The 25,830-nt window shown below is 67.0% G+C and carries 23 protein-coding genes; 9 read left to right on the top strand and 14 right to left on the bottom strand.

The window, feature by feature from the left end; all coding sequences use genetic code 11:
- Window positions 1-236 precede the first annotated feature (236 nt).
- Entirely contained in the window at window positions 237-899 is a 663-nt protein-coding gene (locus tag ACXU4B_RS17145; RefSeq protein WP_131413230.1) for a glutathione S-transferase family protein, read from the bottom strand.
- Between the two features lie 206 nt (window positions 900-1,105).
- Here ACXU4B_RS17145 and ACXU4B_RS17140 point away from each other — a divergent pair, with 206 nt between their 5' ends.
- Complete coding sequence (locus ACXU4B_RS17140; RefSeq protein ID WP_131413511.1) at window positions 1,106-1,399, top strand: hypothetical protein; 294 nt, start codon at window positions 1,106-1,108, stop codon at window positions 1,397-1,399.
- A 76-nt stretch (window positions 1,400-1,475) separates the two neighbouring features.
- Window positions 1,476-2,174: an ArsR/SmtB family transcription factor gene (locus ACXU4B_RS17135; protein ID WP_131413232.1), complete on the top strand. Its 699-nt coding sequence runs from the start codon at window positions 1,476-1,478 to the stop codon at window positions 2,172-2,174.
- A gap of 6 nt (window positions 2,175-2,180) precedes the next feature.
- Here ACXU4B_RS17135 and ACXU4B_RS17130 read toward each other — a convergent pair whose 3' ends face one another.
- The 8 genes from ACXU4B_RS17130 to ACXU4B_RS17095 form a co-directional block, all read right to left on the bottom strand.
- Complete coding sequence (locus ACXU4B_RS17130; protein WP_131413234.1) at window positions 2,181-3,806, bottom strand: hypothetical protein; 1,626 nt, start codon at window positions 3,804-3,806, stop codon at window positions 2,181-2,183.
- 75 nt (window positions 3,807-3,881) lie between these two features.
- Window positions 3,882-4,781, bottom strand: a complete 900-nt coding sequence (locus ACXU4B_RS17125; protein ID WP_131413236.1) for a DUF2167 domain-containing protein — start codon at window positions 4,779-4,781, stop codon at window positions 3,882-3,884.
- Between the two features lie 138 nt (window positions 4,782-4,919).
- Window positions 4,920-6,299, bottom strand: coding sequence for a M20/M25/M40 family metallo-hydrolase (locus tag ACXU4B_RS17120; protein WP_425481448.1), 1,380 nt, complete (start codon window positions 6,297-6,299; stop codon window positions 4,920-4,922).
- 154 nt (window positions 6,300-6,453) lie between these two features.
- Window positions 6,454-7,830, bottom strand: a complete 1,377-nt coding sequence (gene dbpA, locus ACXU4B_RS17115; protein WP_131413240.1) for an ATP-dependent RNA helicase DbpA — start codon at window positions 7,828-7,830, stop codon at window positions 6,454-6,456.
- A gap of 98 nt (window positions 7,831-7,928) precedes the next feature.
- Window positions 7,929-9,353 (bottom strand): sugar porter family MFS transporter, encoded by a 1,425-nt coding sequence (locus ACXU4B_RS17110; protein ID WP_131413243.1) that lies wholly within the window; start codon window positions 9,351-9,353, stop codon window positions 7,929-7,931.
- 845 nt (window positions 9,354-10,198) lie between these two features.
- Window positions 10,199-10,918 carry a 23S rRNA pseudouridine(2604) synthase RluF gene (rluF, locus tag ACXU4B_RS17105; protein ID WP_131413245.1) on the bottom strand — a complete coding sequence of 240 codons (720 nt, stop codon included), beginning with the start codon at window positions 10,916-10,918 and terminating at the stop codon, window positions 10,199-10,201.
- A 5-nt stretch (window positions 10,919-10,923) separates the two neighbouring features.
- On the bottom strand, window positions 10,924-11,697 hold the full coding sequence (locus tag ACXU4B_RS17100; RefSeq protein WP_131413247.1) for an ABC transporter permease: 774 nt from the start codon (window positions 11,695-11,697) through the stop codon (window positions 10,924-10,926).
- Window positions 11,694-12,653 (bottom strand): ABC transporter ATP-binding protein, encoded by a 960-nt coding sequence (locus ACXU4B_RS17095; protein WP_131413249.1) that lies wholly within the window; start codon window positions 12,651-12,653, stop codon window positions 11,694-11,696. Before ACXU4B_RS17095 ends, ACXU4B_RS17100 begins: the two co-directional genes overlap by 4 nt.
- Before the next feature lie 92 nt (window positions 12,654-12,745).
- On the opposite strand from ACXU4B_RS17095, the gene ACXU4B_RS17090 reads away from it, so the two are divergent.
- On the top strand, window positions 12,746-13,489 hold the full coding sequence (locus ACXU4B_RS17090) for an FAD-binding oxidoreductase (RefSeq protein WP_131413251.1): 744 nt from the start codon (window positions 12,746-12,748) through the stop codon (window positions 13,487-13,489).
- A gap of 13 nt (window positions 13,490-13,502) precedes the next feature.
- On the opposite strand, the gene ACXU4B_RS17085 is transcribed toward ACXU4B_RS17090, so the two are convergent.
- The 5 genes from ACXU4B_RS17085 to ACXU4B_RS17065 form a co-directional block, all read right to left on the bottom strand.
- Window positions 13,503-14,462: a Csu type fimbrial protein gene (locus tag ACXU4B_RS17085; RefSeq protein WP_131413253.1), complete on the bottom strand. Its 960-nt coding sequence runs from the start codon at window positions 14,460-14,462 to the stop codon at window positions 13,503-13,505.
- Between the two features lie 186 nt (window positions 14,463-14,648).
- On the bottom strand, window positions 14,649-15,644 hold the full coding sequence (locus tag ACXU4B_RS17080; protein ID WP_131413255.1) for a Csu type fimbrial protein: 996 nt from the start codon (window positions 15,642-15,644) through the stop codon (window positions 14,649-14,651).
- Complete coding sequence (locus ACXU4B_RS17075) at window positions 15,641-18,055, bottom strand: fimbria/pilus outer membrane usher protein (protein ID WP_131413257.1); 2,415 nt, start codon at window positions 18,053-18,055, stop codon at window positions 15,641-15,643. Before ACXU4B_RS17075 ends, ACXU4B_RS17080 begins: the two co-directional genes overlap by 4 nt.
- Window positions 18,006-18,749 (bottom strand): fimbrial biogenesis chaperone, encoded by a 744-nt coding sequence (locus ACXU4B_RS17070; RefSeq protein ID WP_205746625.1) that lies wholly within the window; start codon window positions 18,747-18,749, stop codon window positions 18,006-18,008. Before ACXU4B_RS17070 ends, ACXU4B_RS17075 begins: the two co-directional genes overlap by 50 nt.
- 12 nt (window positions 18,750-18,761) lie before the next feature.
- Window positions 18,762-19,301, bottom strand: coding sequence for a spore coat protein U domain-containing protein (locus tag ACXU4B_RS17065; RefSeq protein WP_131413261.1), 540 nt, complete (start codon window positions 19,299-19,301; stop codon window positions 18,762-18,764).
- A gap of 343 nt (window positions 19,302-19,644) precedes the next feature.
- Here ACXU4B_RS17065 and ACXU4B_RS17060 point away from each other — a divergent pair, with 343 nt between their 5' ends.
- From ACXU4B_RS17060 to ACXU4B_RS17035, 6 genes are all read left to right on the top strand, one after another.
- Complete coding sequence (locus ACXU4B_RS17060; RefSeq protein ID WP_131413263.1) at window positions 19,645-20,250, top strand: hypothetical protein; 606 nt, start codon at window positions 19,645-19,647, stop codon at window positions 20,248-20,250.
- Between the two features lie 30 nt (window positions 20,251-20,280).
- Entirely contained in the window at window positions 20,281-20,475 is a 195-nt protein-coding gene (locus ACXU4B_RS17055; protein WP_205746626.1) for a helix-turn-helix transcriptional regulator, read from the top strand.
- A gap of 53 nt (window positions 20,476-20,528) precedes the next feature.
- Window positions 20,529-22,097, top strand: a complete 1,569-nt coding sequence (locus ACXU4B_RS17050) for an alpha/beta hydrolase (protein ID WP_131413265.1) — start codon at window positions 20,529-20,531, stop codon at window positions 22,095-22,097.
- Window positions 22,094-22,828, top strand: coding sequence for an ABC transporter ATP-binding protein (locus ACXU4B_RS17045; RefSeq protein ID WP_131413267.1), 735 nt, complete (start codon window positions 22,094-22,096; stop codon window positions 22,826-22,828). Before ACXU4B_RS17050 ends, ACXU4B_RS17045 begins: the two co-directional genes overlap by 4 nt.
- Window positions 22,829-22,830: 2 nt before the next feature.
- Window positions 22,831-24,036: an ABC transporter permease gene (locus ACXU4B_RS17040; protein ID WP_131413269.1), complete on the top strand. Its 1,206-nt coding sequence runs from the start codon at window positions 22,831-22,833 to the stop codon at window positions 24,034-24,036.
- Window positions 24,037-24,116: 80 nt separating this feature from the next.
- The gene (locus ACXU4B_RS17035) at window positions 24,117-25,820 is read left to right on the top strand and encodes a dipeptidyl-peptidase 3 family protein (RefSeq protein WP_131413271.1); all 1,704 of its coding nucleotides are present in this window, start codon (window positions 24,117-24,119) and stop codon (window positions 25,818-25,820) included.
- Window positions 25,821-25,830: the final 10 nt, after the last annotated feature.

Below are 25,830 nucleotides of genomic sequence, written 5' to 3'. Positions count from 1 at the left end.
GGCAGGGTGAGCCTGGCCTGGGGAGATGCATCCCCGCGTGCCCGAGCTCGTGGCCCCTGTGGCCACCCGGCTGTGGGTGGCACAGGCCGGAAAACGAAGCCCGTCCTGCCGCGTTGACGCGTCGCAGGGATTTGCCCCGTTTCGTTCAGCCGGCAGTGGGAAAGCCTGCCCGAACAGTCACTTGCACGTCAGTCCCGCGCAAGCAAACGCGCCGCGGCGGCGCCATTTCGTGCGGCTCAGCCGTGGGCCGGCTCCCGCGGCACGAGGTGCAGGTACGGCTGGGCTTCGGCAAGCACGCGTGCAAACGAGGGCCGTTGCATCAGGCGCCGCAGGTAGGCGGCGGTATGCGGGTGGGCGTCGTCCAGCGGCATCACCAGGTTCGCGTAGAACAGCGCGGGCGCCGCCGCACAATCGGCCATGCTGGGTGATTCGCCCACGGCCCAGGTGCGCGTCTTCATGTCCTGCTCCAGCAGGTTGCAGGCGACCCGCAGCTTCTCCCTGGCCTGGGCCACGCCAAAGTGATCGTGCTCGCCCGCAGGGCGCAGGCGATCGGTGATCACCTTCTGCATCATTTCGTGCACGTAGAGATCGAAGAAGCGATCGCGCAGCCGCACCTCGCGCGCCTGGTCGGCATCGGCGGGTATCAGGCGCACGGGGCCCGGGTAGTGCTGCGCGAGGTACTCGATGATGATGCTCGACTCGGGTACCAGGCAGTCGCGCGCCGCGTCGTGCAGCAACGGAAAGCGACCGATCGGCCACAGCTTGTAGAACGCGTCCCGCGCCGCCTCGTCGCCAAGATCGACCAGATGGGGACGGAAGGGCGTGTCGTTCTCGTAAAGCGCCATCAGCGCCTTCTGGCAGAACGAGGCAAGCGGATGCATGTAGAGCGTCAACGACATGAGCGGTTCCCATGGCTGGTTTGAATGGGCGGTTGCTGCGGTCGTGCCGGCGCCGGGCCCGCGCGTGAAGAACCATTCACGGCGCGCCGGCGTCCAGCCGTCTGCCTGGGCGACGAACGGACGCCTGGCATTTCGACATGTCGCCGCCGCCTGTGGCTGGCTGGGGTACGCTTGCCGGCGATGACATCCCGCCGGGAGCACGTGAGATGCGCGCGCCAGTAGGTTCGGTCGTTGGATTGTGCTCCGCCTCGGCCACGTTGTGCGCGGTGGACATGGCGTTCCTCGGCTACTGGGGCCTGCACGAGGCCGGACCATGGCAATGGAACGACCGGCTGGTGGTGGCGCTGGGCTTCATCGGTTTCGCCGTGCTGGCGGCGACGCCGTGGATTGCCACCACGCCCGTCCCGGACGAGAGCGCCGATCGCGTGCCGGTGGCGCGTCGCACGTTCGCCCTGGGCGTCTCGCTGATCTGGCTGGCGGCCATGTTCACCTTGTTCTGATCCGATGCGATCGTGTCCTTCCATGTTTCGACGGCCAGCGAAGGATGCGGGCGTCAGGCATCACTAGACTGCACGCATGAGCGAAGCCCAGTTCCCCGGTCGCTACCAGCTTGCCGAGATCGGCGCCTTGCTTGCCGAGCCGGCACGCGCGGCCATGCTGCTGGCCCTCATCGACGACACGGCGCGGCCGGCGGGTGAGCTGGCCCGCGCCGCCGGCGTCAGCGCCGCCACCGCGAGCGCGCATCTGCGGCGCCTGCTCGATGGTGGACTGCTGGCGGTCCACGTGCAGGGGCGCCATCGTTACTACCGGCTGGCGAATGACGAGGTCGCCGCCCTGCTCGAGGCGCTGGCCTTGCCGCGCGTGCGTCCGCTGACGCCATGGAAGGGCGATCGTTCGCTGCGCCTGGCGCGCACGTGCTATCGCCATCTCGCCGGTCGCCTCGGCGTGGGCCTGTGCGATGCCATGCTGGCCCAGGGCTACCTGCACGCGACGACCGACGGCCTGTGCCTGCTGCCCGCCGGCGCCGATGCGCTTGCGGCAGCGGGTCTGCAGGAAGCCCCCGTGCGTGGCTTGCTCGAACTGGGCGGACGCGGCTGCCTCGACTGGACCGAGCGTCGCCTGCATCTTGGCGGTGCGCTGGGCGTGGCGCTGACCGACACCCTGCTCGAGGCGGGCTGGCTGCACCGACGCGCCGGCAGCCGCGTGCTGCAGCCCGGCGTTGACGGCCTGCGGCGCCTCGCCGCGCTGGGCGTGCGGCTAGAGCCGGAGCACTGAGTCGGCCTATCGGGCCGATGCGAACAGGCTGCGCAAGGCCATGTCACTGCCCGCGCCGGGCAGCGCCAGCAACTGGTCGAGCAGGGCGATCTGCTGCCGGCACAAGGTCGCGTGCGCCTGGCCACCGGCGCGCGCAGGCATGGTGGCCCCGATGCGATCGCGCACCTGCGCCAGCTCGCGCGCGCCCAGCGCCCAGTCGATGCCGACGGCGCGCCCGGGGTCGTTGCCGGTCAACAGATCCACGTAGCTGCGTCCGTTGGCGATGAAAAGGGCGTCGCCCTGGTCGCGCACGTCGACGGCTTCGCCGGCGAGATAGCGTCCGCAGGTGTCGGCGGAGAGGTGCTCGCTGAGGCTCGCGAGCAGCGCGCGCCGGTCTTCGGCGAACTGGCGCACGTGGTCGCTGCCGGCGGTGCGCATGGCGGCGCTGCGCGCCGCGTGCAGCGTGCGCCACAGCTCGACGTTGTAATCGGCAACGCGCCTGTCATGGTCGGCTTCGTCCTTGATGCGCAGGTTGTGCTGGACCCAGGTGTCGTAGATCGAAGGCCATTGGCTGCGGATCAGTGCCAACGCCTCGCCCATGGGCCTGCTGCGGGGCTGCAGGCTATAGGCAAACAGGAACTGCTCCATGCGCCATTGCGCGGCCGTCAGCTCCCGGCCGCCCAGTCGCAGGCCGGTGATGATGTGATTGGCAAACAGCGAATCCGCCTCGGGCGCATAGAAATTGTCGCCCTGCTTGGCAAACGCCAGCCGGATGAAGTCCGCCGATGCACCGCGACTGGCCAGCAGCGACTTGAACTTTTCCTGCGCGTCGCCGAGGTAGGCGCGTGAGGCGTCGGAGTCGATCATCGAGCGCATCTGGTGGAAACCCAGCGTGGCATCGCTGGAGACGATGCGCTGCTCGCCGCCGATAAAGGCCAGCGTGCAGGCGCTGGCGCAAACGTGGTCGACCTCGACCACGATGTCCGGATGCGCGGCAAGGAAGTCGTGCAGGCGCATGCCGTTGTCGACATCGCCACCCACGCTGTCCAGGATCAGCCGGTGAATGGCCGGGTGGGCCGCGAACGCATCGGCGACGCCGTCGGCGTAATCCGTGCCGATGCTGCCCTTCGCCACGATGGCGGCACCCGCAACGTCGGGTGCGATGCTGAAATGGTTGAACCGGCGCTGCTCGGCCGCGCCGCGGGCCAGCGCCTGCAGTTGGCGCACTTCAGTGGCCAGGCCGGCGACGGTGGCAAGGATGGCAATCGCCATCAGGATGTTGACCAGCACGGCCCAGCGGCTGCCGCTGAGCGACGCCGCCCGCAGGATGCCGACCACCTGCCACACGGAGATCGCCAGGCGCGCGGCACCATAAACCGCCGCGACCACCAGCAGGCGCGTCAGCGACGAGTGGCTTTCCTTGATCCACGCCATCAGCACGGATTCGACCACCCGCAACCCGAAACCCAGCAGCACGCCGTTGCACCAGTACGACTGCGCCAGCGACAGCTCGCCTTTCCAGTGCGCGGCGATGTAGCCGGAGCGCTTGGGCGGCAACGGTGGTGGCCGACGGGACACCTCCAGCGGCAACACGCCGTCCCAGGTGGGCGCCACGCGCTCGTGGCGCCGAAGGGGTGACTCGGGATACGTCATCGCACAGCCCCCGCATGAGGATCAGGACACGCGAACACGTCGGCGGCACCGCAAGCGATGCCGCCGCAGGAAAGCTCAGGCCTGCTTGCGCCGGAACAGGCGCGAGAACATGCCGCCGATGGCCGCGATGCCAAGCACGACGAATTTCTTCAGCGCGAGCAGCATCAGGCCGAGCTTGGCGAACAGGCCGGCCTTGGCGGCGATGCCGCCGGCGACCAGCGCGGCGATGCCATAGGCGGCCGCCTTGTCCGTGCCCGGCTGGTAGTCGGCATAGCGCTGGCCGGGGTCGAACTCGGCCATCTCCACCACTTGCGGCATGTCCGCGCGCACTTGCGCCAGCTCCTCGATCGGTGCCACTGCGTTGAGCGAGAGGTAACCCTTGCGGCCGAGCACGCGGATGGCGTAGTTCAGCGTGTGGCCGTCGTCGGTGCCGTCGGCCTTGCTGAACCTCAGGTCGCGCGCCCAGTACACCTTGTGCGCGGCGGCGTCGTAGCGCGGAGGCTCGGCCCAGCCCACCAGTTCGATCGAGGGGTAGCCCTGCTTGAGGCGCTCGGCATTCTCGTCCCGGGCCGCCTCCTGCATGTCCTTCAGCATCGCGTTGTAGTCGATCTTGGCGGCATCCTGGTCGGAGACGTAGCCCTCGTCGACGAAGGTCACCACCACCGCCCAGCGCCTGCCGTCGAGCACGCTGCGCGCGTCGTTGCCGGGCAGGATCATGCCCAGCACCGAGTCGTCGGGCGGGTTGTCCCACAGCTGGGTCAGCACGCGCTGGGCATCGGCCGCCGGCAGGAAGCTGTAGCCATCGGCCAGGTTGAGCGTGGCTTCCGCGCCGGGAATGACGACCTTGCCGGTGAGCGGGTGCAGCGAGGCGACGAATGATTCGGCCTTGGTGCGCCCGGCATCGTCGGCCCGGGCTGGCGTGGCCAGCGCGCAGGCCGCCAGCAGCAGCGCCGGCAACAGCGTGGTGCGAAACATGGATGTCCCCCTGGTATCGTCCGTTGATGCGCACCGGTTCGATGCGGTCGCGGCTCCCCCATGGCGCAGCGGCCGCCCGATCTTACGTCGGGCGGCAGCCGCTGGCGACTGGCCGGGACGTCCGCCCGGGGGTGACCGTCACGGCGACTTGGCGGCCGGCGTACGCTCGAAGCTGCCGGCGTCGCCCGGGAACACCACCGGGCTCTCATGGCCATCGGCGGAGACGGCCGAAACGCCGAAGAACCAGTCGTCGATCACCACGTCCTTGATCGCGGCCTGGTCCACGTCGCCCACGGCGCGGCTGTACTGCCACTGCGGCGCGGTGGTGTCGCGCCAGTGCACCACGTAGCCGGCGGCGCCAGGGACTTTCTTCCAGTGCACGGTGGTGTCGGTGGCGAGCGCGCCTTCGGTGGTCACGCCGGTCGGCGGTGCGGGTGCGCGGCTGAGGGCGGCCATGGTGACGGTGTTGAGCGCGGTGACCCGGGCCAGATAGCGGAAGTCAACGCCTTCGATGGTGTCACCGTAGTGGATGCCGCCTTCCGTGCGCAGGTCCTGGTGCTGGCGCGTGTAGTCCTCGTGGCCTTCGCTGACGCGCACGGCCGGATAGCCGGCCTCGAGGAAGGGCACCTGGTCGCCGCCGCGGCTGTAGCGATCGGTGCGGTAGACCATGCGCACGCGCAGGTCGGGCAGGTAGGTCGAGGCGATCCGTTCCATGTAGCGCGCGATGTTGCGCGAGGGCGAATCCACTTCGCCGCCATGGTAGGCGCGGTACTTGCCCTGTTCGGCCGTCTCGTTGGTCCTGGTGCCTTCGGAGAACACGCGCACGGTGGTGTTGTCGAGCACGCCGTTCTGGCCGTGGCTGTTGCCCACGATGTCGTTGTTGAGGTCGGCCTGGACCTGCCAGCCCTGCGCAACGGCGTAGTCGGCCAGTACCTTGCCGCCGTACAGGCCCTGCTCCTCGCCCGAGAGCGCGGCGAACACCAGGGTGGCGTCGTTGTCCTGCCTGGACAGGATGCGTGCGGCCTCCATCAGCGCTGCCACGCCGGAGGCGTCGTCGTTGGCGCCGGGTGCATCGCTGGTGGCGTTCATGACGTCGGTGACGCGCGAGTCCAGATGGCCGGACATCACGATCACGCGCTTGGGATCGCCCTTGCCGCGCTTGATCGCGACGACATCCATCACCTCGGTCGGCTGCGGCACGCGCTTGCCGGTAAACATCTGCGACGGCGTCACCACTTCGATGCAGCCGCCGCAATCCTTCGAGATCTGCTCAAAGCGCGACTTGACCCAGCGCCGCGCGGCGCCGATGCCACGCTTGTCGGACTTGGTATCGGACAGCGTGTGGCGCGTGCCGAAGCTCACCAGCTTCTGGATGGTCGCGTGCAGTTCCGCTTCGCTCGGTGCGGTGGCCAGTGCCTGCAACGAGGGCTGTTCGCGCGGCACGGCCGGCAGCTCGGCGGCCCGGGCCGCGAACGAAGTGGCCAGCAGCGCGGCAAGGCAGAGGGTTCGACGGGACACGGGCATGATCCGGGTGATGGAGAATGCGGCACCTTACTACGCCGTGCGCGCCATCGAATGGGTCGATGGTTGGGTTGGCCCGCCTGCCGGAAGCCCGGCCCGGACGGGACGGGCGTGCGCAGCGGCGAAGCTGCAGCCGGCCGCGACGGCCGCCTCAGTGCAGCGCCCGTACCCGGAAATTGCGCCCCTTGATCTTGCCGGCGCGCAACCGTTCCAGCGCCTTGTTCGCAAGATCGCGCCGGATGGCGACGTAAGCGCGGGTGGCGAACACGTCGATCTTGCCGATGTCCTTCGCATCAAGCCCGGCATCGCCGGTCAGTGCGCCGAGGATGTCGCCGGGGCGCAGCTTGTCCTGGCGGCCGGCGTCGATCACCACCGTCTTCATCGGCGCGAGGTGCAGCTGCTTGCCCTTCGGCGCGGCGAGCCTGAGCGCTTGCCAGGGCAGCGACTGTCCCAGCTGTTCCTCGATGTTGACGGCCTTGGGCCGCTCGCGTGGCGTGACCAGGGTGATGGCCAGGCCGTCCTCGCCCGCGCGGCCGGTGCGGCCGATGCGGTGCGTATGCGTATCGGGGTCGTGCGCGATGTCGTAACTGACCACCAGCGGCAAGGCCGCGATGTCGAGCCCGCGCGCCGCCACGTCGGTGGCCACCAGGATGGAACAGCTGCGATTGGCGAACTGCACCAGTACTTCGTCGCGGTCGCGCTGCTCCATGTCGCCATGCAGGGCGAGGGCGGAGAAGCCGCGCCGATCCAGCTCGAGCGCCACTGCGTCCACGTCCTTGCGCATGTTGCAGAACACCAGCGCGTGCTGCGACCTGTCCTGGCCGAGCAGCTGCGCCAGCGCGTCCACCTTCTGCGCCGGATCCACTTCGTGGAAGCGCTGCTCGATGGTGGTCTCGTGGTGCGGTGTTTCCACCGTCACCTCGACCGGGTCGCGCTGCACGCGCTTGCTCACCTGGCGGATTTCCTCCGCATAGGTGGCGGAGAACAGCAGGGTCTGGTGGTGCTTGGCGATGCGTCCGACGATGTCGTCGATGGCTTCGCTGAAACCCATGTCGAGCATGCGGTCGGCTTCGTCCAGCACCAGCACCTTGATGCCGCCACCGTGCAGGCTGCCGCGCTTGAGGTGCTCCTGCACGCGGCCGGGCGTGCCCACCACGATGTGCGGATCATGCGTGAGCGAGGCCAGCTGCGGCCCCAGCGGCATGCCGCCGCACAGCGTCAGCAGCTTCACGTTGGGAATATTGGCGGCCAGCTTGCGGATCGCCTTGCTGACCTGGTCGGCCAGTTCGCGCGTGGGGCACAGCACCAGCGCCTGCAGGCGGATGGTGTCCACATCCAGGCTCTGCAGCACGCTCAGGCCAAACGCCGCGGTCTTGCCGCTGCCGGTGCGGGCCTGCGCGATCACGTCGCGACCCTCCAGCATGGGTGGCAGGCTTTGCGCCTGCACCGGGGTCATCTCGGTAAAGCCGAGGGTCTCCACGCTGGCGAGCAGCGCGGGTTTGAGCGGGAGCGTACGGAAATCGGTCATGCGTCATTGTCGCATGCCGCCTCCGACGGGGCGGGAACGGGCCGCGGGGCACAGCAGCGGGGGCGCCGGAGCCGTTGGCCCTGGCGCCCTCGCGGGCCTCAGCCGTGCATGTCTTCCAGCTCGATGCCCTTGGTTTCGCGCACCGACATCAGCACGAATGCCAGCGACAGCAGCGCAAACAGCGCATACAGGCCGTAGGCGAAGCTCAGGCCGATCTCGGACAGGGCCGGGAAGCTGCTGGTGATGGCGAAATTGGCCAGCCACTGCGCCGAAGCCGCCACCGCCAGCGCAATGGCGCGGATGCGGTTGGGGAACATTTCGCCCAGCAACACCCAGACCATCGGGCCCCAGCTCATGCCGAAGAACACCACGTAGGCGTTGGCGGCAACCAGCGCCACGATGTTCCACGGCGCCGGCAGGCTGAGGCTGGCGCCGCTGCCGGTGGCCTGCGAGAAGCACCAGGCCATCAGGCCCAGCGTGATGGCCATGCCGGCCGAGCCGATCACCAGCAGCGGCTTGCGGCCGATGCGGTCGACCAGCGCAATGGCGATGAGCGTCACCAGCACGTTGACGACCGAGGTGGCCACGGTGATGGAGAACGAATCGGCCTCGCTGAAGCCCACCGAATGCCACAGCGTGGACGAGTAGTAGAAGATGACGTTGATGCCCACGAACTGCTGGAACACCGACAGCAGGATGCCGACCCACACCACCGGCAGCAGGCCGAGGCGCGGACCGCGCAGGTCGCGCAGGCGCGGGCGGAATTCCGAACGCAGGCTCAGCTCGATGTCCTGCAGCTTGGCGTCGAGCGCCTGCTCGTTGCGCAGGTTCAGCACCTGGCGCAGCACGTCGCGTGCTTCGGCCAGGCGTCCCTTTGCCACCAGGTGGCGCGGCGACTCGGGCACGCCCAGTACCAGCGAGCCGTAGACCAGTGCCGGCACGACCGCCACCAGGAACATCCAGCGCCACGCCGCCAGGCCCAGCCACAGGGTCTGCGATGCGCCGCCGGCGGTGCCGGCCAGCCACGCGTCGCTGAGCAGCGCCGCGAAGATGCCCAGCACGATGGCCAGCTGCTGCAGCGAACCCAGTCGGCCGCGCACCTGCGCCGGCGAAACTTCCGCGATGTAGGTGGGTGCGATCACCGAGGCGACGCCCACGCCGATACCGCCGATCACGCGCCAGAAGACCAGGCTGCCTACGCCGGTCACGAGGCCCGCTCCCAGCGCGCTGAGCGCCAGGAACAGCGCCGCCACCTGCATGGTGCGCACGCGTCCGAAGCGATCGGCAAGCGGGCCGGCGTACCAGGCACCGAGGGCCGAACCGAGCAGCGAGCACGATACGGCGAAGCCGATCTGTCCCGCGCCCAGCCCGAAGTTGCCGCGCACCGCGTCGACAGCGCCATTGATCACCGCCGTATCGAAACCGAACAGGAAGCCGCCGAGCGCGGCCGCAGCGGCGATCAGCACGACGCGCGCGGTGGCGCGCTCGCCCAGGTCCCCGATGGCATTGGATGTGCTGCTCATGAACTCTCCCCTTTATGAGTCCGGTGATTCTGCGCTGGCAGGCCCGGGTCGTCGGGTTGAATACGTATGCACCAGAGACGCGGTGATGTCGAGTTTTTGCCGCCACCAACGGAATGATGCAAGTGCGTTGGCCCATGATCCCAACAGGCACTTAGGTTCAATGACCCGTGGAGCACTGAGCGTGCTGCTCCGCAGCACGCGATGGCAAGGCTCATCGAAGGGTCCCTTCTCCCTTTGGGAGAAGGTGCCGGCAGGCGGATGAGGGTTCGGGCGAAGCGCGAGACAGAAAGGCCGCGCAAGCCCCGCACCCTCACCCCAACCCCTCTCTCCCACAGGGACTACCTTCGGGTCGCCGAGGGGAGAGGGGCTAAGTGCGGCGGCGCCACGCATCGCTTTAAGTCCTCAGTACATCGCCGAGTCGCGGAGTAGCCGCAATCCCTGAGGTAGCACGTAACGCCAAGCTCCTTGCTCCAGGCCTCGGCGCTTGTATGCCACGCATCGCTGCCAGCTCTCGAGGCCATTCTCTTTGGGTTACTTTTCCCTGACTCCGGGCATCCTGCCCTCCGCCCTTCGGGCCGGCTTCGCCGTTCGCACGCGCTCCTGCGCGTGCGTGGGCCAGCAAAAGAAAAGTGACTCGAGCGGCGGCAGCCGTTCGAAACGCCCGCCGCGCAGGCGGCAAGCTGGCCGAACCGCTACACCACGAGCCGAAGTCACTGGATGACCAGCCTTCGGCTGTTGAAGGGCGCCTCCTGCTTTCGCAGGGACGACGAGCAGAAAGCATGAGCCCAGGTCAGGCGCGCACTCAGTGCGCTTCTACTCCCCACCGATGAGGGGAGAGAGCGCATTCACCACTGCGTGCGATGGGGCAGCAACCCCTTCAGCTCCGCCTCGGTGAGGTTGCGCCACTGTCCCACCTTCAGGTGACCCAGTTTCACGTTGATGATGCGCACGCGGCGCAGCTGGGTCACGCGGTAACCGAACTCCGCCGCCATCAGGCGGATCTGCCGGTTGAGGCCCTGGGTGAGGATGATCCCGAAGCCGAACTTGGCGATCCTGCGCACCTTGCATGGCTTGGTCATCTGGCCATGGATGCGCACGCCGCGCGCCATGCCCTTGAGGAATTCATCGGTGACCGGCTTGTTCACCGCCACCAGGTATTCCTTCTCGTGGTTGTTTTCGGTGCGCAGGATCTCGTTGACGATGTCGCCGTTGCTGGTCAGCAGGATCAGCCCTTCCGAATCCTTGTCGAGGCGACCGATCGGGAAGATGCGTTCCTTGTGGTCGACGAAATCGACGATGTTGTCCTTCACCGTCTGGTCGGTGGTACAGGTGATGCCCACCGGCTTGTTCAGTGCGATATAGACGCCACGCTTGGCCGCCGCCGACGGCGCCAGGATGCGCGCCCGGACGATCTCGCCGTCCACGCGCACCTCATCGCCTTCCAGCGCCTTGGCGCCGGTGGTGACCACCTCGCCATTGATGGTGACGCGGCCGGCCAGCAGCAGCTCGTCCGCCTCGCGGCGCGAGCAGATGCCGGCCTCGCTGATGTATTTGTTGACGCGCATGGCTGTTACGAACGCAGGCCAACGCCACGCTTGAGCAGCTGCAGTGCCACGATCGACAGGCCGGCCACGAACACCAGCATCACCGCGAAGGCCACGCCGATCTGCACGTCGCTCACGCCGAGCACGCCGAAGCGGAACGCGTTGACCATGTACAGGATCGGGTTGACCATCGAGATGCTGCGCCACGGCTCGCCCAGCAGGTCCACCGAATAGAACACGCCGCCGAGGTAGGTGAGCGGGGTCAGCACGAAGGTCGGCACCAGCGCGATGTCGTCGAACTTCTTGGCGAACACCGCGTTGACGAAGCCGGCCAGCGAGAACACCGTGGCGCCCAGCAGCACCGACAGGAAGGTGATCAGCGGGTGCGCCACGTGCAGGTCGGTGAAGAACAGCGCGATCACCAGCACCAGCCCGCCCACGATCAGGCCGCGCGTCACCGCGCCGGTGACATAGCCCAGCAGGATGACCCAGTTGGGCATCGGCGACACCAGCATCTCTTCCACCGCGCGACTGAACTTGGCGCCGAAGAACGAACTGGAGATGTTGCCGTAGCTGTTGGTGATGATGCTCATCATCACCAGGCCCGGCACGATGTACTGCATGTAGGTGAAGCCGTGCATCTGGCCGATGCGGCTGCCGATCAGCTTGCCGAAGATCACGAAGTACAGCGTCATCGTGATCGCGGGCGGGATCAGCGTCTGCGTCCAGATGCGCATGATGCGCACGAATTCGCGACGGACGATGGTGTTGAGTGCAACGAGGTTGCCGGCGCTGTTCATGCCACCTTCTCCTGGTTTTCCTTGGTGGCCCTGCCGTTCTCGACAAGTCGCACGAACAGTTCTTCCAGGCGGTTGGTCTTGTTGCGCATCGAGGTGACGGTCATGCCACGCTCGGACAGCGCCGCGAACAGCGAGTTGAGGTCGTGCGAGCGGGACATTTCCGCTTCCATGGTGTGCTCGTCGAGGCGCCGCAGCGTGATGCCGGGGATGACCGGCAGGTCGGCGGGCACCTGGTTGACGTCCAGCACGAAGGTTTCCACGTCCAGCGAAGCCAGCAGCCGCTTCATCGAGGTGTTCTCCACGATGGTGCCGTGGTCGATGATCGCGATGTTGCGGCACAGCTGTTCGGCTTCCTCCAGGTAATGCGTGGTGAGGATCACCGTGGTGCCGGCGGCGTTGATGCCGCTGACGAACTGCCACATCGAGCGACGGATCTCGATGTCGACGCCCGCGGTGGGCTCGTCGAGGATCAGCAGCTTGGGCTCGTTCATCATCGCGCGGGCGATCATCAGGCGGCGCTTCATGCCGCCGGAGAGCATGCGCGCCTGGTGCTGCGCCTTGTCCCACAGGCGCAGTTCCTTGAGGTACTTCTCGGCACGTTCGGCGGCGATCCGCCTTGGAATGCCGTAAAACCCCGCCTCGTTCACGCAGATGTCGAACGGCTTCTCGAACTGGTTGAAGTTGATTTCCTGCGGCACCAGGCCGATCAGCTGCATGGCCTTGCCGCGCTGACGGTTGACCGAGACGCCGAATACCTGCGCGTCGCCGCTGCTGGCATTGACCAGCGAGGACAGGATGCCGATCAGGGTGGACTTGCCGGCGCCATTGGGGCCGAGCAGGGCGAAAAAGTCGCCGGGCTGGACGGTGAGACTGATGCCTTTGAGGGCTTCGACGCCATTGCTGTAGGTCTTGCGCAGGTTATCGACAACGAGCGCGGGAACGGATGTGGGGGACATGGGCTGCACCGGAGGGGCTAGCCTTCTATTATACGTGGCTTGCCCCGGCCGTCCGGCACGGCCCGCAGACCCTGTTTTCTCTGGAATTTTTCATGGCAGACCACTTTCAGCTCCGTCTCGTCGACAGCACCATGCTGGCGCCCACCGTGCGCCACATGGCCTTCGAGCGGGCCGACGGCCAGCCGCTGGCCTTCGTGCCGGGCCAGTTCCTGCAGGTCCATTTCCACTACGAGGACGGCACGGCGACCAAGCGCAGTTATTCGGTGGGCACCGTGGGTGACGGTTCGTCGCCGGTGCAGCGCATCGAGATCGCGGTGAGCTACGTCGAGGGCGGTGCCGCCACCAAACTGCTGGGCGAACTGCCGCATGGCGGCGTCATCGATGCCAGTGGCCCCTACGGTCGCTTCTGCCTGCAGGCCGGCGACAGCAACGGCCGCTATCTGTTGCTGGCCACCGGCACCGGCGTGACGCCGTACCGCGCGATGCTGCCGCAGATCGCCGAACTGGTGAAGCAGGGCCGCGAAGTGGTGCTGCTGTATGGCGCCCGCAACGAAGTGGAACTGCTCTACGGCGAGGAATTCGAAGCCTTCGCGCAGGCCCATCCCGGCTTTACCTTCCACGGCTGCCTCAGTCGCCAGCCGCGCGAGGTGCCGCGCCCGAACGATCGCGCGGGTCACGTGCAGACCGTGCTCGCCGAACTGGCGCCGGAGGCCGGCCGTGACATCGCCTATCTCTGCGGCAACCCGAACATGGTCGACGCCGCCTTCACCGCGTTGAAGGAATTCGGCCTGCCGGTGGCGCAGATCCGCCGCGAGAAATACATCTCCTCGCGCTGAGCGGCGCGCCCGCTCAGTAATTGACCGACACCGTGACGACGTCGGTATAGGTGTCGGCGGTGACGTCGGCGCTGAATGTGGCGGCGTACACATTGATGGTCTGCACATTCCCCGTGCCGACGCCGGCCACGCCGTTGCCCGCACTGGTGGAGGTGGCCGTATTGCCCCAGATGGGCCCGGTCGCACTGCCCGAGTGCAACTGGTAGGACACCGTGTCGGTGTTGGTGCCGGTGCCTCTCATCACGCCGGCACCGGTGGTGCTGTTGTTGGACGGGCGCAGGCCAACGTAATACGACGTGTTGGTCGGGCAGGTCACCTGGAGAGTGGTGGTGCCGCTGAGGTTGGTGGCGGTGGCAGGCACGGTGCCGAGGCTGAGCGTGGGGCTGGCGCTGACCACGCAGGCGCTGACCACATTGGCCTGCACCGTCAACGTGAAATCCAGCCCCGAGACAATGCCGTTGTTGGGCACCGCCAGGCAGGTGCCGCCCACGAGTTGCCCCAGCACGGTGTTGAAAAACGAGGCGTTATAGACGCCGGCAGGGGCGCTCTGGTTGCTCGACAGGCTGCCGTACACGGGAATCGTCCCGGATATCGGCGTGCCTATGCCTCCGCCGACAGTAACGGGCGTCGTCAGCGGATTGGCCGTCGTCCATACCTGGGTATTGGACGGATTGGTGTACAGGTTGAAGGCGAGCGTGGCGCCGTTGCCCTGCATGAGGGGCTGGGCCGGCGTGCCCGGATAACTGGGTGTGCCGATGCCCGCGCACAGCGTGAACGAGACCGGGCTGGTCGTGTAATTGGTGCAGATGTATCCGATCGAGCCCTGCGCCGTGCTCGAAGAGCCGAAGTTGACCGTCGGCGTGCCGTTCGTGCTGCAGACAACGTTGGCTGCGTGCGCCGTGCCCGGACCGAGCATGCCGGCGGCAAACAGCAGCAACAGCAGCAGACAAAGGCGCGGAATGGTCGTTGCCACGGGGCATGCTCCCTCGTTCCATGGCGACGAGCGTGAACTGCCCCGCGTATGCCCGGAGTCAACAGGCAGCGATGGCGATGGCGGCCGTGGGCCGGCGTGGCATGGCCCACCGGGCAGGGGTGGCACCGACCGATCGAAGCCGGCGGGCGACCGCCCGGCCTGCCGGTCCCGCCAGGCGCATCCCGCTCAATAGTTGACGTTGACCGTCACGACGTCGGTATAGGTATCGGGCGTGACGTCGGTGGACGTCGTCCTGGCGTACACCGTCAGGGTCTGCGACAGGCCATTGCCCGAACCGGCAACGCCGTTGCCGACCGTGGTCGAGGTGGCCGTGTTGCCCCACACCGTGGTCAGGCCGGAGTTCGAGTAGAGCGTGTAGGGTACCGAATCCGTATTGCCGGTCGCCGTGGCCTTCATGACGCCCTGTCCGCCGGTGTTGTTGTTCGATGGTTTGAGGCCGACGAAGAACGGCGTGGAGTTGGAGCAGCTCACGCTGAGCGTGTTGCTGCCCGATGTCGAGGCCGCGCCGGCCGCGACCGTGCCCAGGTCGAGCACGGGGTTCGCGGTGACGGTGCAGGTCTTGGAAACCGTGGCGGTCACGTTGAACGGGAAGAAGTTGGTGTTGTCCTGGCTGCCGCAGGCGCCGGGTGCGGTGCTTCCCGCGACGCTGTTGACGCTCACCGCCGTGTCGGCGTTGAGATAGTTGTCCGCGTAGCTGCCGGGCACGGCGCCGGTCTGTCCATCGAGGACCTGGCCGTACAGCGTCACCTTGACCGCGCCCGTGGTGGCGCGATTGCCCAGGGTCAGGTTCACCTTCAGCGGCGTCGGACTGCCGAAGAACTGGCTGCCCCAGACGATGGTGTGCGCCGGATCCTGCCACAGCTGGAACTGCAGCTTGTTGGTGCCGCTGCTCATCAGTCGCGGATTGGTCTGCGCACCGCCGGGCTCGCCGATGCTGAAGCACACCGTGGCCGACTGCGTGCTGTTGCTGGAGTTGGTGCACGTGTAGGTCAGCGTCGACGTGGCCACGGTCGCGCTTGCAAGCGGGTTCACCGTGCCAAAGCTGAGGGGCGTCATCGACGTTGCGCTGCAGGTGATCGCCGCGCGCGCGGGCGTCGCATGGAAAACACCGCATCCAAGCAGCAACAGAACCAGGACGTAACGCATCAGGCCAGTGCTCATGGCGATACCTCGGGGCAGGTCAACGGTCCGATCTGCGGAATGCTGCCGTTGTCGGTCTGGGGATAATCGAAGCTGGCGTGGCAGGTGGCGCCCGAGGGCGTGGTCACGTCAAGCGCGTTGTGGATGTCCAGCGTGTCGAGGTAGACGCTGCCGTCGAAGCCGACCATGGCCGGCTCGCCGCCGTGACCATGCACCTGTGCCTGGGCGCCCACCGGCAAGGGCTTGCCGCCGGCGTCGACCAGGGTGATCACGGCCGCGCGGATGGGCGTGATGCCGAAGCGCACCAGCGTGCCCGCGCGATCGGTCGGCGTGGCCGCCGCCGTGACGCTGCCGACGCGCATGTTGGCCGGCAGGTTCATCGGATCGATGCTGACCTTGTTGGCCTGGTAGGCGTTGAGCGGCGTCACCAGCAGCACGCCGTGGCTGTCGGTGACGCCGATGGGGTTGTTCTGCAGGTTGACCGGCACGCCGGGGACGCCATCGGTCGAGACGACGGCGAAGCCATCGGTGATCTGGCGCGCGGCAAACAGGTTGCCGCCCATCAGCACCACCGATCCGGTGTCGCCCGCGTAGGCATAGCGCGTGCCGCCGACGTCATACACGCCGGCCTGCAGCTGGCCATAGCGACCCAGGTAATCCAGCTCGCCCTGGCCGCCGTTCTGGTTGTTGCCCTGGCTCAGCGCGGCGCGCCAGCCCAGGCCGCCTTCGCTCGGCAGCGACTGCATGGCGTTCACGCCAAAGCCCGTGTGGCCGCCGTTGCGCTGGATGTCTGCGCCGAGCGTGATGTTGCGATCCAGCGACCAGGTGGCGGTGAAGAAGAACACGCGGTCGCGGCTGTTGTTCAGGTCCTGGTTGTAGCTGAGGTTGAACGACAGCGCGCGTCCGACCGACTTGAACCACGAGGCCGTGGCAAAGCGCGTCGATGGCTGTTGCGGATAACGAAGTTGCAGGTAGCTGGTGGTGATGCTGCCCAAACGGTCGAAGTTGTAGCTGATGAAGGCCTGCGCGGTGATGCTCGGCGCCGGCGAGCCGTAGAGCGTCGCCACATCGCGGTACGTGCCCACCGTGTGCGTGCCGTTGACGCCCAGGTTGAGGTGATTGCTGTTCCAGCTGTAGCCCAGGCCATATTGTTCGCCGCTCTGGCCCGAGTTCTGGCTATGGGCGGCGGAGCCCGAAATGACGCCGCCGGCGGTGCCCAGCAACCAGTTGCCGCCGACGCCTGCATTGGTCAGCCCGCGGGTGATCTCGGCGTGCGCTTCGGCGGTGAAACCGTTGGTGATGCCGTAGCGCCAGGTGCCGGTGCCCACCGCGTCATGACCGTAGTCGAACGAGGTCAGGCCGTAGTTCTCGCGCACGAAGCCGATTTCGCCGGACCATTCGGACAGGCCTTGCTGCAGCAGCTGGTGCTCGGCATACAGCGAGAAGTTCAGCGTCGTCGTCTGGCCCAGCGCATTGGTCAGCACGACCTGCGCGTTGCCGGCGCCGCTGATGTTGGGCAGCGTATTGAGCTGGAACGGGCCCGCGGGAACCTGGCCGCTGTACTGGCGCAGGCCATTCACGTAAAGCTGGATGTCCGAAGGCAGCGTGGCCGAGCCGATGAAAGACGGCAGCGGTGCCGTCACCAGGTAAGGCTGCAGCGCGAAGTTGGTGCCGAACTGGATGCCGCCGATGCGGGTCGAACGCGACCACGACAAGGCGTCGGTCAGCGTGTCGCCGATGCGCAGGGTCAGCAGGCTGTCGGGAAACGAGGTGCTCCAGCTGGTATCCAGCCGGACGGACTGGTTGCGCCGCTGGTTTTCCTGGTCCTCGGTGCTCTGCATCAGCTGCGTCGAGCTGAACACGCCCCACGAATTGAAGGCGCGCAGCTCGGTGAACGCGCTGAGGCTGTTGCTGCCGTGCTCGCCGTAAGTGCCGTAGAGGTTGTAGTTGAGCAACAGGCCCGGCGACACCGTCGCCGCGGGTCGCGTATTGCTCGCCGTGCTCAGCACGGTGGTGTTGAGCTTGAGCAGGCTGAGCGGCGCGACCATGGTCACGGTCTGGTGCCCCGCGTCGTACTCGGCCTGCAGCCCGGGCAGGCCCTGCAGGCGCACCGGGTCGGGCGTGTTGTCCGGAAGATTGAAACCGAGCTGCCGCAGGCTGGCCAGGCTCGCCCACAGCTGCCCGTCGCGGAAGCCGAAATGGGCCAGGCCAAGGTGCTGGCCGTTGAGCATCACATCGAGATAGAGATCGGTACCGCCGAGGTTGCCTGCCTGGTCGGCAGCGTCGGCAAGAAGGGCAGGGTTGGCGAGGGCCTCGTCCGCTCCTGCCTTGGCGCCCGTGGCGTGAAGTGCCTGGATCAGTGCGGCCTGCAGCAGTACGGCATTAAGGAGAGTGGCCGGCCAGCGACAGATTTTCCGTTGTCTTCTGACCATTGACCATGACCTCTAGGGTGCCGCCCTTCGCAAAAACGTTGGCAGGTGGTTTCAGTGCCCAGTGCATGGTCGAACCGGGCAGGACATAGCCCAGCAAGCCCGGAACCAGTTCCGTCCGTTGACCGGCGGCATCGACAAAGCTCAGGGCGGCCAGTTGCCCGTGGCCATTGCCCTTGTTGGTGACTTTCAATGAAACCAGCTGCCCTGATTGCTCCAGCTCGTACTTCAGCTGGGGCGAGGTATCGGCGGCGCCGGCAGGCTCGATGAAGATCGGCAACGAGTAGTGCACGACGAAGCGGAGTCCGGCCCCGCTCTTGGCATCGACGGGAAGTTCGTCGATGGCAAGGCGATAAGCGTCTTCCACGGCGCCTGGTCCGTTCGGCGGAGCGCCGGTCCGGATGACCCGGATCAGCTGTTCTCCGCCAGCGGGGATCTGCACCATCGGAGGGCTGATAACCAGCCCCGGGGACGGGGTCAGTTGATCACCGGACCCGTCCTGTCTCCAGTGATACACGCGAACCTGCGCATGTATCACGTCGTCGCCCGTGTTGCTAAGGGTCAGGCCATCAGCGTTTTGCGAAGCCCGCAGGCTCAAGGTAGTCGGTGCTACCTGCAAGCCGGTGGCGTTGGCCCATCCGCAGACTGCTGCCAGACAGGCAAACAGGGTAGAGCGCCAACCGCCTCGCATTGCCATGGCCATCAACCATTAGAAGTTCACGTTGATGGTAACGGTATCCTTATAGGTATCCGGCTGCACGTCCGTGCTGCCCGTGGCCTTCGCGTAGACCGTCTGCGTGATCGCGTTGCCCGCGCTCATGCCCTTGCCCGTGCCGCTCACGCCGTTACCGGCGGTGGTGGAGGTGGCCGTGTTGCCCCAGGCATTGGTGAAAGCCGCATCCTGGTACAGGCCGTAAGCGATGGTCTGGGCATTGCCGGAGGTCTGGCCTGCCAGGGCGCCCAGACCGGTGGTGGCGCCATTGCTCGGTGCCAGGCCGATGAAGAACGGGGTCTTGTTGGAGCAGTTCACGCTGAACGTGCCGCTCGAGCCGGTCGACGTGCCGGAGGCATCCGTCGCACCGAGCGTGATGTTGGACGCACCGGAGGTGGCAACCGTGCAGGTCTTGTTGACGACCAGCTGGACAGTGAACTGTGCCGTAGCGGGGCTCGTGGCGGCCGCGGCGGTGGTGGCGATACCAGCGAAAGCAGCCAGGGCGGCAGCGGCAATCAGGGTCTTCTTGGCAAACATGGTGAGTCTCCGGGGTAAGTGAAATTTCGTTTTCGAATGTGTCTAAGCAACTGGCGTGCCAGCCCCCTGCGCGGCCCTCAAAAAGGGTCACGTCGGGATGCAAATCAGGGGGTGTTACGGCACCGAAAGACTTGCGAAAGCCCCAACAGGTCACTTCTGACCCGCCCCTGGAGGGCTCAATGTGCAAATTCTGTCACATTTTTGGAGAATTCCTATTGCATGCGACCTTAAGTTCCATGTCAGGAAGCCGATAATCATTCGCGGTGTAAAGTGTGCTTGACACGGAATGAGGATGTGCCTAACTTGGTGTCAAGTGTGCTTGACACGAGGCTGGAGGTAGTCCGTGGCACGTCTTTCTTACAGGCAGTACCAGCAGCGCACCCTGGTCGCGATGGCGGCCTATACCGCCTTCATGCTGCTGGTGTGGCCGGCCGTTCGTTCCGCGCCCAGCCTGCCGCTGAAAGTGCTGCTCGCCCTCGCCCCGCTGGTTCCCATGTTCTATGTGCTGGCGCTGCTGGCGCGGCGCATCCGCGACAGTGACGAGCTGGAACAGCGCACCCACCTGATCGCCCTCAGCGTGGCCACCGGGATCACCGCCGCGTTGAGCCTGCTGGGCGGCTTCCTGTGTATCGCGGGCGTGGTGCCGATCGATGGTTCGGTGCTGATCTGGGTGTTCCCGTTGATGATGTTCAGCTATGGCGGCACCCGCTGGTATGTGTCGCGCGCTTACGGTGGCGACGCCGGTTGCGCGGACGAAGGCGGCATGACCCGCGCGGCCCGCGCTCTCTGGCTGGGCCTGATCACCGCGGTGGCGGCGCTGTATGGCTGGCGGCAGGGCTGGGACAGCTTTCGCGTGGGGCTGCTGGCGGGCATGGCGGCCGCGTTCCTGCTGGGCGGCGTGCTCGCGGCAGTCGTGCGTTGGCGGACGCGTGCCCGGGTCCATGGATAAGCTCGTGCAGGACACGCAGGTGCTGGCGCCATGAACAACCGCATCCGCGAACTTCGCAGCGACCACGGCTGGTCGCAGGCCGACCTCGCCGAACGACTGGACGTGTCGCGCCAGACCGTCAACGCCATCGAGACGGGCAAGTACGATCCCAGCCTGCCGCTGGCCTTCCGCATCGCGCGGCTGTTCAGGCTTTCCATCGAGTCGATCTTTGAACCGGAGCCGTAGCGCATCGCGGCCACGGACGAGTACAACCCAGACGGAGTGAGGGCAAGTCAGACATGGCAATCAACGGACGCACGGTCCTGCGCATCGGCGTCGTGGCCATCGGCCTCGCCGCGCTGGGCTGGAACCACTTTCACCAGCGCGCGACGCCGCCGCGCGATGCCGCTCCCGCCGCGAGCGCCGGGTCGGTCACGCCAGCCAGACCGCCGACCTGGCGGCTGGGCTCGCTCACCCTGACGCCCTGCCAGCTGGGTCAGCCCAATAGCGGGCTTTCCACCTCCGCCTGGTGCGCGCCGTTCGAGGTGCCGGAGAATCGCGCCGACCCGCGCAGCCGCAAGATCGGCCTCAAGCTGGCGGTGATCCGCAGCAGCGCCCAGGTCGCCAGCAAGGACATGCTGGTGTTGCTGGCGGGCGGCCCGGGGCAGGCGGCCACCGAGTCGTGGCCCGGCGTGTCGGGCGCGCTGCAGCCGCTGACCGCGCATCGTCACGTGTTGCTGCTCGACCAGCGCGGCACCGGCGGCTCCAACCCGCTCACCTGCAAGGGCGCGGGCGACGCTGGCGGCGAGACTGCCGGCGATGCCGACGCCAGTCCGCAGAAGCAGCGTGAGGAAATCGCGCAATGCCTCGGGCAGATCGCCGACAAGGCCGATCCGCGCTACTACACCACGACCATCGCCGTGCAGGACCTGGAAGACGTGCGCCATGCGCTGGGCGCGCCGTCCTTGGACCTGGTGGGCGTCTCCTACGGCACGCGCATGGCGCAGCAGTACGCCATGCGTCACCCCGACGCCGTGCGCAGCCTGGTGCTGGACGGCGTAGTGCCGAACACGCTGGTGCTGGGCGAGGACTTCGCACGCAACCTCGACGATGCGCTCAAGGCGCAGTTCGCCCGCTGCACGGCGGACGAGGCCTGCCGCAAGCGTTTCAATGATCCCTACCAGACGCTCTATCAGTTGCGCGACGCGTTGCGGGCCAATCCGCACACCGTGAGCTTCCGCGACCCGCAAACCTACCAGAGCGTGAAGCGCGTGCTGAGCGAATACTCGCTGGCCAGCGTGGTGCGCATGTTCGCCTATTCCCCGCTCACCGCGGCCTTGCTGCCGGTATCGATCGACGCGGCGGCCCATGGCGACGTCGGCCCGCTGCTGGGGCAGGCCAAGCTGCTGTCGGGCGACCTCTCGGACACCATGAACGGCGGCATGCAGATGTCGGTGATCTGCAGCGAGGATGCCGACCTGCTTTCCGCGCGTCCGCAGGATGCGCACACCATGCTCGGCACGCGCATGATCGATTCCCTGCAGACCGTGTGCTCGGTGTGGCCCCGGGGCACGCGCCCGGACGATTTCCACCAGCCGTTGCGCACGGACAAGCCAGCCCTGCTGCTTTCCGGCGAATACGACCCGGTGACGCCGCCGCGCTACGGCGACGAAGTGGCCCGGTGGCTGGCGCAGTCGCGACACCTGGTGTTGCGCGGCCAGGGCCACAACGTGATCAACGCCGGTTGCGCGCCGCGGGTGGTCAAGCACTTCATCGAGGACCTGGATCCGAAGGCGCTGGAGGTGAAGTGCCTCGATCGCCTGCAGCCGACGCCGATGTTCATCGACTTCAACGGAGCCACGCCATGATCGAAGTAAAGGACCTGCACAAGGCGTTCGGCACGGTGAAGGCCGTGGATGGGGTCAGCTTCGTTGCGCGCGACGGCCAGATCACCGGCCTGCTCGGACCCAACGGCGCGGGCAAGACCACCACGCTGCGCATGCTCTACACCCTGATGAAGCCGGACCACGGCCAGGTGCTGGTGGACGGCATCGACGCCGCGCAGGACGCGCTGGCCGTACGGCGCCAGCTCGGCGTGCTGCCCGACGCGCGCGGCCTGTACAAGCGCCTCACCGCGCGGGAGAACATCGAGTACTTCGCACGCCTGCACGGACTCCCCGACGACGTCATCGCCAGCCGGCGCGAGGCCCTGATCGGCGCACTCGACATGGAAGACATCGCCGACCGGCGCACCGAGGGCTTCTCGCAGGGGCAGCGCGTGAAGACGGCGATCGCCCGCGCGCTGATCCACGACCCGCGCAACGTGATCCTCGACGAGCCGGCCAACGGGCTGGACGTGATGGCCACGCGCGCCTTGCGCCAGTTCATGCAGCGGCTCAAGGCGGAGGGGCGTTGCGTGCTGTTTTCCAGCCACATCATGCAGGAGGTCGCGGCGCTGTGTGACCGCATCGTGGTGATCGCGCACGGTCGCGTGGTGGCCGACGAATCGCCGCAGACGCTGCGCGCGCTGACCGGCGAGGCCAACCTGGAGGATGCGTTCGTCAAGATCATCGGCAGCGACGAGGGCCTCGCGGCATGAACATGAATACCGTGACCTCCGCGATGGGCCGCAGCCGCACCTTCCTCACCGTTTTCCTCAAGGAGGTGAAGGAGAACCTGCGCGATCGCCGCACGCTGACCAGCGCGTTCCTTACCGGCCCGCTGCTGGGCCCGATCATGCTGGTGATGTTGCTCAACATCACGCTCAACCGCGAGTTCGAGAAGGCGGAGAAGCCGCTGCCGGTGCCGGTCATCGGCGCGCAGTACGCGCCCAACCTGATCAATGCGCTGAAGGCCAACGGCATCGTGCCCACCGGCGCGGTCGCCAACCCGGAGTCGGTCGTACGCAAGCAGGACGCCGACGTGGTGCTGCGCATCGCGCCCGATTACGCCACGGCCTGGCGCAAGGGCGAACCGGTACAGGTGGAGTTGATCTACGACTCCTCGCAGCGCGACGCGAACTCGGCGGTGGAACGGGTCTCCCAGCTGGTGGAGAACTACGCGCGCCAGCAGGGCGCGATGCGGCTGGTGGCGCGCGGGCTTTCGCCCGGCACGGCGTGGCCGGTGATGGCCGCCCGGCGCGACCAGGCCACGGCGCAGGCGCGCGGCGCGCTGATGTTCTCCATCCTGCCGTACTTCTTCGTGCTCACCATCTTCATGGGCGGCATGTACCTGGCCATCGACCTGACCGCCGGCGAGCGCGAGCGTCAGTCGCTGGAGCCGCTGTTCGCCAACCCGGTGGCGCGCTGGAAGATCCTCGCCGGCAAGCTCGCGGCGATCTGCGCGTTCTCGGCGGCCAGCCTGCTGATCAGCCTGGTCGCCTTCGGCGTGGTGGGGCGCTTCATTCCTACCGAGAAGCTGGGCATGGAGCTGGACCTGGGCCTGCGTTTCAGCGGCCAGGTGCTCGTGCTGATGGCGCCGCTGATCGTGCTGCTGGCGGCGCTGCAGTCGATGGTGGCGGCCTTCGCCAAGAGTTACCGCGAGGCGCAGACCTACCTGTCGCTGCTGATGTTCGTGCCGATCATCCCAAGCATCCTGCTCTCGACGATGCCGATCAAATCGCAGGGCTGGATGTATGCCGTGCCCTTGCTCGGCCAACACCTGGGCATCATGCAGTTGCTGCGCGGCGACGGCGTCAGTACGCAGCAACTGGGGCTGTGCCTCGCCGGCAGCCTGCTGGCAGCGGCACTGGGCGTGCTGGCGACGGCGCACCTGTACCAGTCCGAGCGGCTGGCCATTTCCAGCTGAGCCGGCGCCTCCTTGCCCTCCGGGGCGAGGAGGCCAGGCGGTCGCGCTACGATGTCGCCGTCCCTTCACCGAGAACGCCCATGCGCCGTCATCTGCCCGCCCTGAGCCTGGTCGCTGCCCTGGCCGCCTGCAGTTCCCACCACGATGCGGGCACGCCGTCGGTGCCAGCCCCGGTGGCCGCGTCCACCGCGCCCGCGACGCCGGCGCCGGCGTCCACCGACGCCGAGAACGCGCAGCAACGCCTGGCCAATTACGCCCCGGTGAAACTGACCGCCGACCTGTCGGGTTTCGACGATCGGCAGAAGAAGATGATCGCGCTGCTGATCGAAGCGGCGGATGTCACCAACGACATCTACTGGCAACAGTCGTGGGGCGACAAGGCCGCGCTGATGGCCCGCATTCCGGACGAGGTCACCCGCCGCTTCGCCGAGATCAACTACGGCCCGTGGGATCGCCTCGACAACGACCGGCCGTTCATCGCCGGCGTCGGTCCGCGTCCGCCCGGCGCGCAGTTCTACCCGGCCGACATGAGCAAGGACGAATTCGAACAGGCGGCCCTCACCGACAAGGCCGGCCTCTACACGCTGCTGCGCCGCGATGCGCAGGGCAAGCTGGCCGTGGTGCCTTATCGCGATGCCTACAAGGCGGACCTCACCCGCGCGGCGGGGTTGCTGCGCCAGGCGGCCGAACTGTCGGCCGACAAGGAGTTTGCCGGCTATCTGCGCCAGCGCGCCGATGCGCTGCTCAGCGACGACTATCGTCCCAGCGATTTCGCCTGGATGTCGATGAAGAACAACCCGGTCGATATCTTGATCGGCCCGATCGAGACCTACGAGGACCAGCTGTTCGGCTACAAGGCCAGCTATGAAAGCTATGTGCTGGTGAAGGACCAGGCGTGGAGCGCCCGGCTCGCGCGCTTCGCCAAATACTTGCCTGAGCTGCAGCGCGAGCTGCCGGTGGATGCGAAGTACAAGGCCGAACAGCCCGGCTCCGATGCCGACCTCAACGCCTATTTCGCCGTGTACTACGCCGGTGATGCGAATGTCGGCGCCAAGACCATCGCCATCAACCTGCCCAACGACGAGGAAGTGCAGCTGAAGAAGGGCACGCGCCGCCTGCAGCTGGAAAACGTGATGCAGGCGAAGTTCGACAAGATCATGCTGCCCATCGCCAGGGAGCTGGTCGCCGCCGACCAGCAGTCGCACCTGACCTTCGATGCGTTCTTCGAGAACACCATGTTCCACGAAGTGGCGCATGGCCTCGGCATCAAGAACACCATCAACAACAAGGGCCTCGTGCGCTCCGCGCTGAAAGACCAGGCCTCCAGCTTCGAGGAAGGCAAGGCGGACATCCTCGGCCTGTACATGGTCACCAAGCTGGCCGACCGGGGCGAGCTGGACAAGAGCAAGCTGATGGACAACTACGTCACCTTCCTTGCCGGCATCCTGCGCTCGGTGCGCTTCGGCGCCAGCGATGCGCACGCCAAGGCGAACATGGTGCGCTTCAACTTCTTCCAGCAGCAGGGCGCCTTCACCCGCGACGCCGCCAGCGGCCGCTACCGGGTCGACTTCGACAAGATGACCGCGGCGATGAACGCGCTGTCGGCCAGGCTGCTGACCATCCAGGGCGACGGCGACTACGCCGCCGCCCGGCAACTCACCGACAGCATGGGCCAGGTGGACGCCAGGCTCGCCGGTGACCTCAAGCGGCTGGACCAGGCGAAGATCCCGGTGGACGTCAGCTTCGAACAGGGCCTGGACGTGCTCGGCCTCGCCAAGCCCTGAGCCGGCTGCA

The organism is Dyella soli, assembly GCF_054482295.1.
The sequence above is the reverse complement of the archived record's forward strand: the minus strand, read 5'-3'. Positions and strand labels throughout refer to the sequence as shown.

Coding starts and splice junctions, on each gene's coding strand:
- ACXU4B_RS17145 (WP_131413230.1), bottom strand. CDS start 899: ATGTCGTTGACGCTCTACATGCATCCGCTTGCCTCGTTCTGCCAGAAG.
- ACXU4B_RS17140 (WP_131413511.1), top strand. CDS start 1,106: ATGCGCGCGCCAGTAGGTTCGGTCGTTGGATTGTGCTCCGCCTCGGCC.
- ACXU4B_RS17135 (WP_131413232.1), top strand. CDS start 1,476: ATGAGCGAAGCCCAGTTCCCCGGTCGCTACCAGCTTGCCGAGATCGGC.
- ACXU4B_RS17130 (WP_131413234.1), bottom strand. CDS start 3,806: ATGACGTATCCCGAGTCACCCCTTCGGCGCCACGAGCGCGTGGCGCCC.
- ACXU4B_RS17125 (WP_131413236.1), bottom strand. CDS start 4,781: ATGTTTCGCACCACGCTGTTGCCGGCGCTGCTGCTGGCGGCCTGCGCG.
- dbpA (WP_131413240.1), bottom strand. CDS start 7,830: ATGACCGATTTCCGTACGCTCCCGCTCAAACCCGCGCTGCTCGCCAGC.
- ACXU4B_RS17110 (WP_131413243.1), bottom strand. CDS start 9,353: ATGAGCAGCACATCCAATGCCATCGGGGACCTGGGCGAGCGCGCCACC.
- rluF (WP_131413245.1), bottom strand. CDS start 10,918: ATGCGCGTCAACAAATACATCAGCGAGGCCGGCATCTGCTCGCGCCGC.
- ACXU4B_RS17100 (WP_131413247.1), bottom strand. CDS start 11,697: ATGAACAGCGCCGGCAACCTCGTTGCACTCAACACCATCGTCCGTCGC.
- ACXU4B_RS17095 (WP_131413249.1), bottom strand. CDS start 12,653: ATGTCCCCCACATCCGTTCCCGCGCTCGTTGTCGATAACCTGCGCAAG.
- ACXU4B_RS17090 (WP_131413251.1), top strand. CDS start 12,746: ATGGCAGACCACTTTCAGCTCCGTCTCGTCGACAGCACCATGCTGGCG.
- ACXU4B_RS17080 (WP_131413255.1), bottom strand. CDS start 15,644: ATGAGCACTGGCCTGATGCGTTACGTCCTGGTTCTGTTGCTGCTTGGA.
- ACXU4B_RS17075 (WP_131413257.1), bottom strand. CDS start 18,055: ATGGTCAGAAGACAACGGAAAATCTGTCGCTGGCCGGCCACTCTCCTT.
- ACXU4B_RS17070 (WP_205746625.1), bottom strand. CDS start 18,749: ATGGCAATGCGAGGCGGTTGGCGCTCTACCCTGTTTGCCTGTCTGGCA.
- ACXU4B_RS17065 (WP_131413261.1), bottom strand. CDS start 19,301: ATGTTTGCCAAGAAGACCCTGATTGCCGCTGCCGCCCTGGCTGCTTTC.
- ACXU4B_RS17055 (WP_205746626.1), top strand. CDS start 20,281: ATGAACAACCGCATCCGCGAACTTCGCAGCGACCACGGCTGGTCGCAG.
- ACXU4B_RS17050 (WP_131413265.1), top strand. CDS start 20,529: ATGGCAATCAACGGACGCACGGTCCTGCGCATCGGCGTCGTGGCCATC.
- ACXU4B_RS17045 (WP_131413267.1), top strand. CDS start 22,094: ATGATCGAAGTAAAGGACCTGCACAAGGCGTTCGGCACGGTGAAGGCC.
- ACXU4B_RS17040 (WP_131413269.1), top strand. CDS start 22,831: ATGAATACCGTGACCTCCGCGATGGGCCGCAGCCGCACCTTCCTCACC.
- ACXU4B_RS17035 (WP_131413271.1), top strand. CDS start 24,117: ATGCGCCGTCATCTGCCCGCCCTGAGCCTGGTCGCTGCCCTGGCCGCC.